12 protein-coding genes and 1 riboswitch are annotated in these 14,400 nt (G+C 70.3%); of the genes, 4 read left to right on the plus strand and 8 right to left on the minus strand.

What is annotated here, in order from left to right:
* Window positions 1-306: 306 nt before the first annotated feature.
* Complete coding sequence (locus tag P8R59_RS10110; protein ID WP_278100946.1) at window positions 307-759, minus strand: GNAT family N-acetyltransferase; 453 nt, start codon at window positions 757-759, stop codon at window positions 307-309.
* Between the two features lie 231 nt (window positions 760-990).
* On the opposite strand from P8R59_RS10110, the gene P8R59_RS10115 reads away from it, so the two are divergent.
* Window positions 991-3,210: an NADP-dependent isocitrate dehydrogenase gene (locus tag P8R59_RS10115; protein ID WP_278100947.1), complete on the plus strand. Its 2,220-nt coding sequence runs from the start codon at window positions 991-993 to the stop codon at window positions 3,208-3,210.
* 301 nt (window positions 3,211-3,511) lie between these two features.
* On the opposite strand, the gene P8R59_RS10120 is transcribed toward P8R59_RS10115, so the two are convergent.
* The 3 genes from P8R59_RS10120 to P8R59_RS10130 form a co-directional block, all read right to left on the minus strand.
* Complete coding sequence (locus tag P8R59_RS10120) at window positions 3,512-4,912, minus strand: L,D-transpeptidase family protein (protein WP_278100948.1); 1,401 nt, start codon at window positions 4,910-4,912, stop codon at window positions 3,512-3,514.
* A gap of 99 nt (window positions 4,913-5,011) precedes the next feature.
* Window positions 5,012-6,376, minus strand: a complete 1,365-nt coding sequence (locus P8R59_RS10125; protein WP_278100949.1) for an FAD-binding oxidoreductase — start codon at window positions 6,374-6,376, stop codon at window positions 5,012-5,014.
* On the minus strand, window positions 6,373-6,759 hold the full coding sequence (locus tag P8R59_RS10130; protein ID WP_278100950.1) for a YrdB family protein: 387 nt from the start codon (window positions 6,757-6,759) through the stop codon (window positions 6,373-6,375). Before P8R59_RS10130 ends, P8R59_RS10125 begins: the two co-directional genes overlap by 4 nt.
* Window positions 6,760-6,853: 94 nt before the next feature.
* Window positions 6,854-6,939: riboswitch (ZMP/ZTP riboswitch) on the plus strand.
* A 58-nt stretch (window positions 6,940-6,997) separates the two neighbouring features.
* Here P8R59_RS10130 and glyA point away from each other — a divergent pair.
* The 3 genes from glyA to P8R59_RS10145 all read left to right on the plus strand — a co-directional run bounded on the left by glyA (window position 6,998) and on the right by P8R59_RS10145 (window position 10,010).
* Complete coding sequence (glyA, locus tag P8R59_RS10135) at window positions 6,998-8,272, plus strand: serine hydroxymethyltransferase (RefSeq protein ID WP_278100951.1); 1,275 nt, start codon at window positions 6,998-7,000, stop codon at window positions 8,270-8,272.
* A 229-nt stretch (window positions 8,273-8,501) separates the two neighbouring features.
* Window positions 8,502-9,386 (plus strand): bifunctional methylenetetrahydrofolate dehydrogenase/methenyltetrahydrofolate cyclohydrolase, encoded by an 885-nt coding sequence (locus P8R59_RS10140; protein WP_278100952.1) that lies wholly within the window; start codon window positions 8,502-8,504, stop codon window positions 9,384-9,386.
* A gap of 135 nt (window positions 9,387-9,521) precedes the next feature.
* The gene (locus P8R59_RS10145; RefSeq protein ID WP_278100953.1) at window positions 9,522-10,010 is read left to right on the plus strand and encodes a cytochrome C5; all 489 of its coding nucleotides are present in this window, start codon (window positions 9,522-9,524) and stop codon (window positions 10,008-10,010) included.
* Window positions 10,011-10,060: 50 nt separating this feature from the next.
* Here P8R59_RS10145 and P8R59_RS10150 read toward each other — a convergent pair whose 3' ends face one another.
* From P8R59_RS10150 to hpaE, 4 genes are all read right to left on the minus strand, one after another.
* Complete coding sequence (locus P8R59_RS10150; RefSeq protein ID WP_278100954.1) at window positions 10,061-10,861, minus strand: HpcH/HpaI aldolase family protein; 801 nt, start codon at window positions 10,859-10,861, stop codon at window positions 10,061-10,063.
* A complete protein-coding gene (locus P8R59_RS10155) occupies window positions 10,846-11,631 on the minus strand; it encodes a 2-keto-4-pentenoate hydratase (protein WP_278100955.1) in 786 nt (261 codons plus the stop codon). Before P8R59_RS10155 ends, P8R59_RS10150 begins: the two co-directional genes overlap by 16 nt.
* 94 nt (window positions 11,632-11,725) lie before the next feature.
* Entirely contained in the window at window positions 11,726-12,886 is a 1,161-nt protein-coding gene (gene hpaD / locus P8R59_RS10160; RefSeq protein WP_278100956.1) for a 3,4-dihydroxyphenylacetate 2,3-dioxygenase, read from the minus strand.
* A 1-nt stretch (window position 12,887) separates the two neighbouring features.
* On the minus strand, window positions 12,888-14,384 hold the full coding sequence (gene hpaE, locus P8R59_RS10165; RefSeq protein WP_278100957.1) for a 5-carboxymethyl-2-hydroxymuconate semialdehyde dehydrogenase: 1,497 nt from the start codon (window positions 14,382-14,384) through the stop codon (window positions 12,888-12,890).
* Window positions 14,385-14,400: the final 16 nt, after the last annotated feature.

Here is a 14,400-nt window from a genome sequence, read left to right on the forward strand (position 1 = left end):
CCGCCGGGTCGTGGCATCCCTCCCGCCGCTCCGCTCGGGGTTCGGAGTCCGACGGGTGACTACGCGGCGTCAGCGGGTGATTCGACGCGGAGCGCCGGGCCGACATGTATACGTTGGGCGGACTGGTCGACCCGACGGCCAGTCCGGCGCGCTCGGGCCGCGCGCCGAGGGGAGGCGGACTCGCCGAACGACGTTCCAGCCGTAATGACAGGCCTGCGCCGCCTCCCCTCCACCCCGCCGATGAGGGCAGCGCAGTCCCGCGAGAGGAGCGGTGCCGGGTGTCACCCGTCCCCGGGCGATCTCGCCCTAGATGTGGACGCGGGCGACGGTCTCGCCGTACTCCGTCTCTCCGACGGGTTCGAAGCCCGCGCGCAGGAAGAAGCTCTCGGGGCCGCCGACGCCGGGTTCGTAGATGACGTCGACGTGGTCCATGCCGCGACGGCGCGCCTCCTCGAGGAGCTGCCCCAGCGCGAAACGACCGACACCGCGCCCCTGGTCGTCGGCGTCGACGTTGATGCGCCACAGCACCGACCGGAAGTGCTCCTCGTGCGCCTCGGGGTCGAAGTTCGCGCTCACGAACCCGACGACCTCGTCGCCGTCGAGCACGACGCGCTGCCAGGAGGTCTGCGGATCCATCACCGTGGCGGCGATGCCGTAGCTGACCGGCGCGAGGAACTGCTCCTGCCCGGGCTTGAGCGACAGGTTGTTCACGGCCACGATCGTGGCGGCGGAGAGTTCGACGAGACGAAGGTCGGCCATGCGCCCAGGCTATCCGCCCCGCCGATCCGCGCAACATTCCGGATGCCAACCTCCCGGCATCCACTCGACAAACGCGATGCGCGGCGAGGAACGCGACGTACCGCCGTTTCCCGACGCGGATCGCGTTCCTCGAGACGGGAGGCGCCCGCGAACTATCTCGACATCAAGAGACTTTGCGCCGGTGCGATAGGCTGAAGCGCAACCCTGGCCGCCTCTACGGAGAGATTCGACGTGCCCGATTCCACCATCATCTACACGTACACCGACGAGGCGCCGGCGCTTGCTACGGCGTCGTTCCTGCCCATCGTGCAGGCCGTCACCACCCAGGCGGGCATCGATGTCGAGACCCGCGACATCTCGCTCGCCGGCCGCATCCTCGCCGCCTTCCCGCAGCGCCTCACGCCCGAGCAGCACGTGGGCGACGCCCTCGCCGAGCTCGGCGGTCTCGCCACGCTCCCCGAGGCGAACATCATCAAGCTGCCCAACATCTCGGCATCCATCCCGCAGCTCAAGGCCGCGATCGCCGAGCTGCAGTCGCAGGGTTACGACATCCCCGACTACCCCGACGACGCGACGAGCGTCGAAGACAAGGACGTGCGGGCGCGGTACGACCGCATCAAGGGCTCGGCCGTGAACCCGGTGCTCCGCGAGGGCAACAGCGACCGCCGTGCGCCGCTCGCGGTGAAGAACTACGCGAAGAAGCACCCGCACCGCAACAAGCCGTTCGTCGAGGGCTCGAAGACCCGCGTCGCGACCATGGGCCACGACGACTTCAAGAGCAACGAGAAGTCGTGGGTCGCCGCCCACGACGACGTGCTCACCATCCGTCACACCGCCGAAGACGGCACGGTCACGGTGCTGAAGGAGAGCCTGAAGGTTCTGCCGCGCGAGATCATCGACGCCACGTTCCTCTCGGCCGCGGCCCTCGACGCGTTCCTCGCCGAGACGGTCGCCCAGGCCAAGGCCGACGACGTGCTCTTCTCGGTGCACCTCAAGGCCACCATGATGAAGGTCAGCGACCCCATCATCTTCGGTCACGTCGTGAAGGCGTACTTCGCCGACGTGTTCGCCCAGTACGGCGAGAAGATCGCCGCGGCGGGTCTGAACCCGAACAACGGCCTCGGCGGCATCCTGTCGGGTCTCGGCTCGGTCGAGGGCGGCGACGAGATCGCCGCGGCGTTCGAGAAGGCCGTCGACACCGCCGCGCGTGTGTCGTACGTCAACTCCGACAAGGGCATCACGAACCTGCACGTCCCCTCCGACGTGATCGTGGATGCCTCGATGCCCGCGCTCATCCGCAACGGCGGCAAGCTGTGGGGCGCCGACGGGGGAGAGGACGACACGCTCGCCGTGATCCCCGACTCCTCGTACGCCGGTGTGTACCAGGCCGTGATCGACGACGTCATCGCCAACGGTCCGCTCAACCCGGCCACCATCGGCACCGTCCCGAACGTCGGCCTCATGGCGCAGGCCGCCGAGGAGTACGGCTCGCACGACAAGACCTTCGAGATCGCCGCCGCCGGCCGCGTCGAGGTCGTCGACGGCGACGGCAACGTCGTCATCGAGCACGACGTGCAGCCCGGCGACATCTGGCGTGCCACGCAGACCAAGTACGTCGCGATCGTCGACTGGGTGAACCTCGCCGTGCGCCGCGCCCGCGCCACGGGCGTCCCGGCCGTGTTCTGGCTCGACGTCAACCGCGCGCACGACGCGCAGATCATCGCGAAGGTCTACCAGGCGCTCGCCACGATCGACACGCACGGCCTCGAGCTGCTGATCCTGCCGCCGGCCGAGGCCACGCGCTACACGCTCGCGCGTCTGCGTCACGGTCTCGACACCATCTCGGTGACCGGCAACGTGCTGCGCGACTACCTCACCGACCTGTTCCCGATCCTCGAGGTCGGCACGAGCGCCAAGATGCTCTCGATCGTGCCGCTGCTCGCCGGCGGCGGACTGTTCGAGACCGGTGCGGGCGGCTCCGCGCCGAAGCACGTGCAGCAGCTCCTCGAAGAGGACTACCTGCGCTGGGACTCGCTGGGCGAGTTCTTCGCCCTCGCCGCCTCGCTCGAGCACTACGCCGGCTTCACCGGCAACGCGCGCGCGCAGGTCCTGGCGGACACCCTGGATGCCGCGACGGGCACGTTCCTCGAGAACGACAAGTCGCCCGGCCGCGCCCTCGGCACGATCGACAACCGCGGCAGCCACTTCTACCTCGCCCTGTACTGGGCGCAGGAGCTGGCGAAGCAGACGACGGATGCCGACCTCGCCACGGTCTTCGCGCCGGTGGCCGAGGCCCTCGCGGCGAACGAGTCCACCATCGTCGAGGAACTCCTCGCCGTGCAGGGCCACCCGGCCGAGATCGGCGGCTACTACCGCCCCGACACCGCGCTGGTCGAGAAGGTCATGCGTCCCTCCGCGACGCTGAACGGGATCGTCGACGCCCTGCGGTGATCGACTGACCCGGGAGGGGCGGATGCCATCGGCATCCGCCCCTCTGCCGTTCCTGCCCGGCAGATCCCGCGCCCGCGCCCGTGCGGCGGCCGCGGCGGGACAGAACGTCGGAGTTCTGCCGGAGCGGGGGCGGCATTTCGCCGCGAGACGGGCGGTGTGCGGCCCGATCTCCTGCGGTGTGTCGCCCGGCGAGGAGTCGAAACGGCAGGCCCAGCGGCGGGCGATGGCCAGAGAACCTGGGCGGCCCATCAACGAAGAAGGGGCCGGATGCCATGGCATCCGGCCCCTGTCAGCGGGTGGCTCAGTAGTGGACCGAGACCTCCGTGCCGCGGTAGGCCCAGTCGAACAGTTCCTTGGCCTGCGGGATGGTCATGTTGATGCAGCCGTGGCTCATCGGGGTGCCGAAGTTGTTGTGCCAGTAGGTGCCGTGGAATCCCTCGTCACCGTTGAAGTACGACACCCACGGGACGTCCTTGGTGCAGTAGTCGTAGCCGGGCACGCAGCCCATGTCCTGCATCTCGGTCTTCCAGCCGATGCGGAAGTTGCCGGTGTGGGTCGCGTGATCGCCGGCGCCCGACGAGATCGTGTACGTGCGGTACACCTGCCCGTTCTGGTACAGCGTCGTCGTCTGCGTGCTGAGGTTGACGTCGATGTGACGTTCGGTCTTGGTCGTCTCGAACGGCGTCTCGGCGACCGTCAGGGCGAACTTTCCGTTGGCCTCGGCCAGCTGCGCGGCGAAGGCGGCGGCGATGCCCGAGGTGTCGCCGATCGATCGGCCCGTCTGACCCTCGGTGAGCGTCTTGATGACCTCGCCGCCGGTGTCGACGATGACGTCGGCGTTCACGGCGCCGCGGTCGACCTGACCGGCGAGACCATCGACGACCTTCTGGATGCCGGCCTGATCGGCGGCGACGGGGAACTCGCCCTTGCCGTCGGAGGTGACGGTGAGCCACGACGCGGCGGTAGCCCGGTCGACGGGCACCGTGCGCTCGTCGCCGATGTAGAAGCCGATGTTGTCGAGGATGCCGTTGAGCCCCGCCACAGCGGCGTCGGCCTTCTCCGTGCTCACCGCGGCGTCGACCGGCACCAGTCCCGCCTGGACGGACGTCGCCGCCGTACCGGCGTCGAATGCCGACTGCAGCGCCGCCGTGACGGCCGCGACGTCGATGCCCTCGCCGGCCTCGGCCGGGGTCGCGACGTACGACTGCGAGCCGGTGTCGAAGGCGACGGCCGCGTCGACGGGCGCGCGGTAGGTGCCCGGGGCCTTCTCGCGCAGAACCGACGCGGCGGCGGCGGGGTCGACCTGGACCTCGACACCGGTGCCCGCGGGGAACCACGCCGCCGGCTTCCACATCGGGTTGTCGGCGAAGGCCTTCTCGGCGATCGCCGTGGCGTCGACGGTGGCGCCGAGATCGGCGCCGGTGACGGTCACCTCGCCCGCGGGGCTCTCGACGGTCACCTCGGTCGTCGCGAGACGGGCCGAGATCGCCTGGGCCGCGGCTCCGGCGGTGAGGCCGCCGATCTGCACACCGGCCACCGAGGCGCCGGGGGCGATGAGCACGAGCGAGGCCGCGATCAAGGCGACCGCGGTCGCGCCCGCGGGAATGCCGATCCACAGTCCCGAGCGGTTCTTCCGCTTGGCGGGCTCGGGAGGAGCCCAGGCGTAGGTGACGCCGTCGGTGCCGTTCGCGCCGTCGGTCATAGGTGAACCCCCCAGAAAGTCAGTCTTTCCATGGTAGGCGGGTACCCTTCGTCCCAGCCGTGAGGTTTGTCACGTTCTGGTTACACCGGGGCGGGGGAGTCAGAGCTCGAAGACCTTGCCCGGATTCAGGATGCCGAGGGGGTCGAAGACGCGCGCGATGTCGCGTTGCAATCGCCACTGGTCGTCACCGAGCTCGTCGGCGAGCCAGCGCCTCTTCAGCACCCCGATGCCGTGCTCGCCGGTCAGGGTGCCGCCCAGGTCGAGAGCGGCGCGGAACAGGTCTTCGGCAGCGGACCAGACGACCTCGGGCACCTCGGATCCCTCGAACACGAAGTTCGGGTGCAGGTTGCCGTCGCCCGCGTGGGCGACCGTCGGGATCACCAGGCCGTACCGGCGTTCGATCCCGGCGATCGCGTCGAACATCGCCGGGAGGGCGCTGCGCGGCACCGACACGTCTTCGATGAGCGTGGTCCCGAGGGTCTCCATCGCGGGGTGCAGGGCTCGGCGCACCGCGAGCAGCGACTCGCCTTCGACCTCGTCGGCGGCGACGGCGACACGACCGCCGGCTCCGCGCAGGACCCCGGCGATCGCGCGGGCCTCGTCCGCGGCGGCCGGCCCATCGGTCTGGATCGTGAGCTGCGCGGCCCCCTCCGGCGGAGCCGCGAGCGACAGCAGTCGATGCACGGCCGCGAGGCTCGTGGCATCCATCAGCTCCATGACCGCCGGCTGGATGCCGGACGCCGTCACCGCGGCCGAGGCCACGGCCGCGGACCGGACACCGTCGAACAGCGCCGTCAGGGTCACGCGTTCCCCGGCGACCAAGCGCCTCAGTTTCAGGGTGGCGCCGACCACGACGCCCAGGATCCCCTCGGAACCGATGACGAGCGAGGTGAGGTCGAGTCCGGTGACGCCCTTGACGCTGCGGTGACCGAGGTGGAGGAGGCGCCCGTCCGCCAGGACCAGATCGACGCCGAGGACCGCATCCCGCACGACGCCGTACTTCGCGCACAGCAGTCCGCCGGCGCCCGTCGCGATGTTGCCGCCCACCGTCGAGATCGCGCGGCTCGCGGGGTCGGGAGCCCACCACACACCGTGAGGTTCGAGCAGTGCGTTCAGATCGGCGTTCAGGATGCCGGGTTCCACCACCGCGAGGAGGTCGTCGGCGCGGACCTCGAGCACGCGGTCCATCGCGCGCACCGACAACGAGATCTCGCCGCCGCCGGTGTTGGCGCCTCCGGCGAGTCCGGTGCCGGCGCCCCGCGGCACGACGGGCGTGCGGGTCGCCGTGGCGATGCGCATCACCGCCTGGACGTCGGCGACGGATGCGGCGTGCACGACGGCCAGGGGAGTGCCGGGTGCGGCGTGCCCGGACTTGTCGGCGCGCGCCGCGGTCAGGGCCGCCGGAGAGACGTCGACGCGATCACCGAGCTCGGCCCGGAGCAACGCGACGACGTCGACGGTCACGCCAGGCGCCGGCGGCCGTTCAGCGCGCCGAACGTCACGGCGACGACGGCGAAGACGAGTCCGATCCACGCCTGTCCCATGCTCCACCAGGCGATCGTGGCGGCCGCGTACACGAACAGCTCGACGATCGCGCGGACGAACGGGTGCACCGCCAGCACGGCACGGGGCGAGACGAACAGCGCCCACACCAGGACCGCCAGGAGCGGGGCGCCGATCCCGGCGACGATGTTCCAGGGGAACGCCCACGCCGTGAAGCCCCAGATCGCGAGCGTCACGAACGTGGCGATCCCGCACAGCACGCTGCCGATCTCGACGGCCGTCGGACGCGGACGCATGCCGGGGGCCAGGGGCGCCTGCGCGCGGACGTGGGGAGTGTCGGTCACACCGCCATTTTACGCGGGCCCCGCACCGTGGCATCCGGGATACCTCGCGGACGAGCGACCCGCCCGGGCGCGTCGCGCGCGAAACCGGGTAGGGTGAGGGCGTCGCGACTGGCGTTGAGGTGGGGAACCACCGGGGAGCGACCGCTTGACGGTATCCGACCGCACGCCTGGGTCGGTGCGGTATCACCGCGGACTCGCCCGAGCCTGCGGCATCCGGAACCATCGTCAAGGAGATCGCATGACCGATCCGTACTTCAACGCCCCGCTCTCGGAGGTCGACCCCGAGATCGCCCAGGTCCTCGAGCGCGAGCTCGACCGCCAGCGCGGCTATCTCGAGATGATCGCGTCCGAGAACTTCGTCCCCGTCTCGGTGCTGCAGTCGCAGGGATCCGTGCTGACCAACAAGTACGCCGAGGGCTACCCGGGTCGCCGCTACTACGGCGGCTGCGAAGAGGTCGATGTCGCCGAGGAGCTCGCGATCGAGCGCGCGAAGGCGCTGTTCGGTGCCGGGTTCGCCAACGTCCAGCCGCACTCGGGTGCGTCCGCCAACGCCGCGGTGCTGCACGCCATCGCCCGCCCCGGCGACACGCTGCTCGGCCTCGCCCTCGACCAGGGCGGTCACCTGACCCACGGCATGAAGATCAACTTCTCCGGCCGCCTGTACGACATCGTCGCGTACGGCGTCGACCCCGAGACCTCGATCATCGACATGGACGAGGTGCGTCGTCTCGCGCTCGAGCACAAGCCGAAGGTCATCATCGCGGGCTGGTCGGCGTACCCGCGCCAGCTCGACTTCGCAGCCTTCCGCGCGATCGCCGACGAGGTCGGGGCATACCTGTGGGTCGACATGGCGCACTTCGCCGGTCTCGTCGCCGCGGGCGTCCACCCGAGCCCGATCCCGCACGCGCACGTCGTCTCCACCACGGTGCACAAGACGATCGGCGGCCCCCGCTCGGGCCTCATCCTCACCAACGACGCCGACCTCGCCAAGAAGATCAACACCGCGGTCTTCCCCGGCCAGCAGGGCGGTCCGCTCATGCACGTCATCGCCGCCAAGGCGACGGCGTTCAAGCTCGCCCAGACGCCCGAGTTCAAGGAGCGCCAGGAGCGCACCCTCCGCGGTGCGTCGATCCTCGCCGACCGCCTCACCCAGGACGACGTGAAGGCCGCCGGTATCGCGGTCCGTTCGGGTGGCACGGACGTGCACCTCGTGCTCGTCGACCTCCGCGAGGCCGAGATCGACGGCAAGCAGGCCGAAGACCTGCTGCACGAGATCCACATCACGGTCAACCGGAACGCGGTCCCCAACGACCCGCGCCCGCCGATGGTCACGTCGGGTCTGCGCATCGGCACCCCGGCTCTCGCCACCCGGGGCTTCGGCGACGCGGAGTTCACCGAGGTCGCCGACATCATCGCGCTCGCGCTGATCCCCGGTGCCGACGTCGAGGCGCTGCGCACCCGCGTGGCCGCGCTGACGGCGGCCTTCCCGCTGTACCCCGGCCTCCAGCAGTGAGCCGTGCCGGGGCGGGTGTCGCGCAGGCGGCCCCGCCCCGGCATCCGGCCCGCGCTGTGCGCCCCGTGCCGTGCGGCCCGCGCTGCGCGGCGGGCGGGGTCCGGGTCGGCGCCCTCTCCGCGATAAACGCGATCCGCGGCGAGACACGCCCCGTCGCGTTGTTTCCCACCGTGGATAGCGTTTATCGGTGCCACGCAACCCCTACACACACCACGAAACGAGGGATGCCATGACGGCGACGATTCTCGACGGCAAGGCCGCTGCGGCGGCGATCAAGACCGAGCTCGCCGAGCGGGTCGCAGCCCTGCGCGAGCGCGGGATCGTGCCCGGCATCGCCACCGTGCTCGTCGGCGCCGACCCCGCGTCGCAGCTGTACGTCGGGATGAAGCACAAGCAGTCCGAGGCGATCGGCATGAACTCGATCCAGATCGAGCTGTCCGCCGAGTCCACGCAGGACGAGGTCGAGGCGGTCATCGACGGCCTCAACGCCGACCCGGCCTGTCACGGCTACATCGTGCAGCTCCCGCTGCCGAAGCACCTCGACACCGATGCGATCCTCGAGCGCATCGATCCGGCGAAGGATGCCGACGGCCTCCACCCCACGAACCTCGGCCGTCTGGTGCTCAACGTCAACGCCCCCATCACGACGCCGCTGCCGTGCACGCCGCGCGGGGTCATCGAGCTGCTGCTGCGCAACGACTACGACCTGAAGGGCAAGGAGGTCGTCGTCGTCGGCCGCGGTGTCACGATCGGCCGCTCCATCGGTCTGCTGCTGACCCGTCGCGAGATCAACGCCACCGTGACCCTCACGCACACCGGCACCGTCGACCTCGCGAAGCACCTGCGCGAAGCCGACGTCATCGTCGCGGCCGCCGGCGTGAAGCACATCGTGCGCGCCGAGGACGTCAAGCCGGGAGCCGCGGTGCTCGACGTGGGTGTCACGCGCGAGACCGACCCCGAGACGGGGAAGTCGCGTGTCTACGGGGACGTGCACCCGGACGTCGCCGAGGTCGCCGGGTTCGTCTCGCCCAACCCGGGCGGGGTCGGGCCGATGACCGTGGCTCTGCTGATGACCAACGTCGTCGAGGCGGCGGAGCGCGCGGCCGGTCTCTGAACCGCAGAATCGCGCCCGCTCCCCGGAGCCCGGCACGCGCGCGAACGGTGAACCGCGCACCCACGCCGACTGAACAGACGGAGCGCCACGCGCAACGGGGAGGCGGTGACCCGTGAGACGTGTCAGAGTTTGTTCATGACTGAGTCCGTGCTGAACGACCTCCTCCGCCGCGTCACCGAGAGCGGCCTGCTCGACGAGCCGACCATCGACGAGGACACCGTCGTGGGTCTGGCCCACCTGGATGCCGCGGGCGTCGAGGTCGAGGTCGACCTCGACCCCGAGATCGACGACGTCGACGACCCCGACGTCGACGCGATCCTCACGTCGCTGTCCGACATCCTCTCGGTGAGCGAGGACCGCTGGCGCGCCATCGTCGACGAGATCGTGACCGAGATCGAGGACGCGCTCGAGGACGACGAGGTCGACAGTGAGATCGACCTCCGCACCGACCTCGAGGCCGTGGGCGTCGGCGTCTTCGCCGACGCGATCATCGTGGTCTTCGCCGGGGCGACGTCGTTCCCCGACGCGCTCGTGCACGTGCAGCTCACGCCCGAGCTCGAGGTCGAGGACATCGAGATCGTCAGCGACGACGACGAGGACGATGAGGACGACGACGAGGACTGACTCGTGACGAAGGGGGCCGGACGCAATCGTCCGGCCCCCTTCGCGTGCGCTCAGTAGCTGTCGCGGGACTCCGTGCGAGCGGCGACGAACCGGGCCGCCAACGCCTCCGACGCGCGGGCGAGCAGGGCCACATCGGCGCCGACCGCGACGAAGTCCGCGCCCGCGTCGAGGTACGCCTCGGCGACGGCGGGATCGAACGCGTTGACCCCGACCGGGGTGCCGGCCGCGCGCGCCGCGGCGAAGACCCGGTGCACCGCGGCGACGACGTCGGGGTGCGACTGCTGTCCCAGCAGCCCCATGGACGCCGACAGGTCGGAGGGGCCGACGAAGACGGCATCCACCCCCTCGACGGCCGCGATCTCCGCCGCGGCCTCGACGCCGGCTGCGGTCTCGATCTGCACCGTCACGGAGACGTGTTCGGCGGCGCCGGCGAGGTAGCCGTCGACGCGGTTCCACCGGGCGCTGCGGGCCAGGGCGCTGCCGACGCCGCGGATCCCGGCCGGCGGGTACCGCGTCGCCGCGACGGCGGCGCGGGCTTCGCCTGCCGACGACACCATCGGGACGATGATGTTCTGCGCGCCGATGTCGAGCACCTGCTTGATGAGCACCGGATCGTTCCACGGCACCCGCACGACGGGAGTCACGGGGTATCCGGCCGCGGTCTGCAGCTGCGCGAGCACCGACTCGAGCGACAGCGCGCTGTGCTCCATGTCGACCAGCAGCCAGTCCAGGCCCGAGCCCGCGGCGATCTCGGTCGCCACCGTGCTGCCGGCGCACACCCACATGCCGGCGAGCGGGCGATCGGATGCCGCGAGGGCGGCGCGGAAGGTGGGGGTCAGACGAAGCGGCACGTGATCGTTCCCATCGGTCCGTAGTCGCACAGCACGTCGTCGCCGCGTGACACCCACATCGGGCGCGTGAACGATCCTGCCAGGATGATCTCGCCCGCCTCCAGGCGCGCGCCGTGCTGGTGGAACTTGTTCGCCAGCCACGCGACACCGGTCGCGGGGTGGCCGAGGACTCCCGCGGCGACCCCGGTCTCCTCGATCTCACCGTTGCGGCTGAGGACGCCCGGCACCCACCGCAGGTCGATCTCGTCGGGACGCTTGCGCACGTCCCCGAGCACCATCGCGCCGTAGGCGGCGTTGTCGCTGATCGTGTCGACGATCGTGCGACCCTCGAGCTCGATGTGGGAGTTGAGCACCTCGAGCGCGGGAACGGCGTAGTCGATCGCCGCGAGGGCATCCTCCAGCGTGCAGTCGGGCCCCTCGAGCGGTGTCTTCAGCGCGAACGCGAGCTCGACCTCGATGCGGACGTTCGAGAAGTGATCCACGGGGATCTCGTCGCCCGTGCGGTACACGGTGTCGTCGAACATCACGCCGTAGTCCGGCTCGGTGATCCCCGTCGCCTGCTGCATCGCCTTCGAGGTGAGGCCGATCTTGCGCCCGACGAGCGTGCGGCCCGCGGCGACTTGCGTATCGCGCCAGCGGCCCTGGATGGCGTAGGAGTCCTCGACCGTGGCATCCGGGTACCGTGCCGTGATGCGCGGAATCACCGCGTGCGTCCGCGCGGCTTCGGCGAGCTCTTCTGCGATGTCGTCGATCTGCTGCTCGTTGAGCATGCGTCTCCTCCGTCGTGGCGGCGCGTGAGTCGCCAAGATTCGTCGCCTAGAGGGGTGCTCAGGCGACAAATACTGGCGACTCACGCGAGGGGGGTTACAGCTGGTTGCCGAGTTTGAACTCGGAGGGGGAGGGGGAAGAGGGCGACGCGTCGGGGGCGCGCGTGTAGGAGAAGCCGTCGGCGCCGATCGTCACGGCCATCTCGCTCGAGTCCGTGCGCGCACGGACCGGCTGCGGGATGCCGTCGAGGTCGAGCACCAGCGAACCGTCGGTGTACCACGACGGGACGACGGGGTTCCCCCACCAGTCGCGGCGCTGGTTGTCGTGCACGTCCCACGTGATGACGGGGTTGTCGGGGTCTCCGGTGTAGTAGTCCTGCGTGTACACCTCGACGCGGTGGCCGTCGGGGTCGCGCAGGTACAGGTAGAACGCGTTCGAGACGCCGTGGCGGCCGGGGCCGCGTTCGATGGCATCCGATCGGCGGAGGGCGCCGAGCTTGTCGCAGATGGCGAGGATGTTGTGCTTCTCGTGCGTCGCGAAGCACACGTGGTGCATGCGCGGGCCGTCGCCGCCGGTCATCGCGGTGTCGTGCACGGTGGGCTTGCGCCGCATCCACGCGGCGTACACCGTGCCCTCCTCGTCCTGGATGTCCTCGGTGACGCGGAAGCCCAACGCCTGCATGAAGTTCACCGCGCGGGGGACGTCGGGGGTGATCTGGTTGAAGTGGTCCAGGCGCACGAGCTCGCCGGGGGAGTGCAGGTCGTAGCGCCACGACAGGCGCTCCTGGTGCTCGGTGTCGAAGAAGAACTCGTACGGGAATCCGAGCGGATCGACCACGCGCACCGAGTCGCCGATGCCCTTCGTGAAGCCGTTCGGCTCGCGGCGGACGTCGCAGCCGAGCTCTTCGTAGAACGCGACGGCCTTGTCGAGGTCTTCCGCCGACCGGACGCGGTACGAGAACGCCGCCACCGCGGCGATCGGCCCCCGCCGCAGGACGAGGTTGTGGTGGATGAACTCCTCCGTCGACCGGAGGTAGATCGCGTCCGCGTCCTCCTCCGTCACGTGCAGACCGAGCACGTCGACGTAGAACTCCCGGGATGCCGCGAGGTCGGTGACGACGAGCTCCATGTACGCGCACCGGAGGATGTCGGGCGCGGGAGAGGCGGGGGTGGGGACGGGGTTCTCCGCCTGGATCGGCGCCTCCTGCGACACGAAGAATCCCGACGAGGTGCGGGTCATCTGGCTGCGGTCGGTCATCTCAGGCTCCCTTGCCGAAGGTGGGGTTGTGGGCGGGGCCGAGCGTGATGTGCACGGCCTGCTGGTCGGTGTAGAAGTCGATCGAGCGGTAGCCGCCCTCGTGTCCCAGGCCCGAGGCCTTCACCCCGCCGAACGGGGTGCGGAGGTCGCGGACGTTGTTGGAATTCAGCCACACCATGCCGGCCTCGACGTTCTGCGCGAACAGGTGCGCGCGCTTCAGGTCGTTGGTCCAGACGTAGGCGGCGAGGCCGTACTTCGTGTCGTTCGCGAGCGCCAGGGCCTCTTCGTCGGTGTCGAACGGCGTGATGGCGACGACCGGACCGAAGATCTCCTCCTGGAAGATGCGGGCGTCGGGAGCGACGTCGGCGAACACGGTGGGCCGGACGAAGTTGCCCGCGGGGAACTCGTCGGGGCGGCCGCCGCCGGCGACCAGGCGCCCCTCGGTCTTGCCGTGTTCGACGTACGACATCACCTTCGCGTAGTGCTCGGGGTGCACGAGCGCACCGACCTCCGTCGCGGGGTCGTCGGGGAAGCCGACCTTCACCCGGTCGGCCTGGGCGGCGTAGCGCGCGACGAACTCGTCGTAGATGTCCCGCTGGACGAGGATGCGGCTGCCGGCGGTGCAGCGCTCGCCGTTGAGCGAGAAGACGCCGAAGATCGTCGCGTCGATGGCGGCATCCAGGTCGGCATCCGCGAAGACGATCGCCGGGCTCTTGCCGCCGAGCTCCATCGACAGGCCCTTCAGGAAGGGTGCCGCGTTGGCGAAGATCAGCTGCCCGGTCGAGCTCTCGCCGGTGAACGAGATGAGCGGCACGTCGGGGTGCTTCACGAGCGCGTCGCCGGCGTCCTCGCCGAGGCCGTTGACGAGGTTGAACACGCCCTCGGGGAGCCCTGCCTCTTCGAAGATCCCGGCCCAGAGCGAGGCCGACAGCGGCGTGAACTCGGCGGGCTTGAGCACCACCGTGTTGCCCGTGGCGAGCGCCGGAGCGAGCTTCCACGACTCGAGCATGAACGGCGTGTTCCACGGCGTGATGAGTCCGGCCACACCGATCGGCTTGCGGTTGACGTAGTTGAGCTGGCGGCCCGGAACCTTGAAGGCGTCGTCGGTCTGCGCGACGATCAGGTCGGCGAAGAAACGGAAGTTCTCGGCCGCGCGCCGCGCCTGCCCGAGTGCCTGGGTGATCGGCAGGCCCGAGTCGAAGGACTCCAGCTCCGCCAAGCGAGCGTCGCGCGACTCGACGAGGTCGGCGATGCGGTGCAGCACGCGCGAACGCTCGCGGGGCAGCATGCGCGGCCACGGGCCTTCGGTGAACGCCGCGCGGGCGGCGGCGACGGCGGCGTCGACATCGGCCTTCTTGCCCGCGGCGGCGCGGACGTACGTCTCATTGGTCACCGGGTCGAGCACGTCGAACTCGTCGCCGTCGATCGAGTCGACGAAGCTGCCGCCGATGTAGTGCTGGATGCGCGCGGGCAGGTCTGCCGGGGTGCGGCGGGTCATGGGTGCTCCTTCGATG

The sequence above is a fragment of the Microbacterium proteolyticum genome, assembly GCF_029639405.1.
GTDB lineage: Bacteria > Actinomycetota > Actinomycetes > Actinomycetales > Microbacteriaceae > Microbacterium.

Coding starts and splice junctions, on each gene's coding strand:
- P8R59_RS10110 (WP_278100946.1), bottom strand. CDS start 759: ATGGCCGACCTTCGTCTCGTCGAACTCTCCGCCGCCACGATCGTGGCC.
- glyA (WP_278100951.1), top strand. CDS start 6,998: ATGACCGATCCGTACTTCAACGCCCCGCTCTCGGAGGTCGACCCCGAG.
- hpaE (WP_278100957.1), bottom strand. CDS start 14,384: ATGACCCGCCGCACCCCGGCAGACCTGCCCGCGCGCATCCAGCACTAC.
- P8R59_RS10155 (WP_278100955.1), bottom strand. CDS start 11,631: ATGCTCAACGAGCAGCAGATCGACGACATCGCAGAAGAGCTCGCCGAA.
- hpaD (WP_278100956.1), bottom strand. CDS start 12,886: ATGACCGACCGCAGCCAGATGACCCGCACCTCGTCGGGATTCTTCGTG.
- P8R59_RS10145 (WP_278100953.1), top strand. CDS start 9,522: ATGACTGAGTCCGTGCTGAACGACCTCCTCCGCCGCGTCACCGAGAGC.
- P8R59_RS10120 (WP_278100948.1), bottom strand. CDS start 4,912: ATGACCGACGGCGCGAACGGCACCGACGGCGTCACCTACGCCTGGGCT.
- P8R59_RS10140 (WP_278100952.1), top strand. CDS start 8,502: ATGACGGCGACGATTCTCGACGGCAAGGCCGCTGCGGCGGCGATCAAG.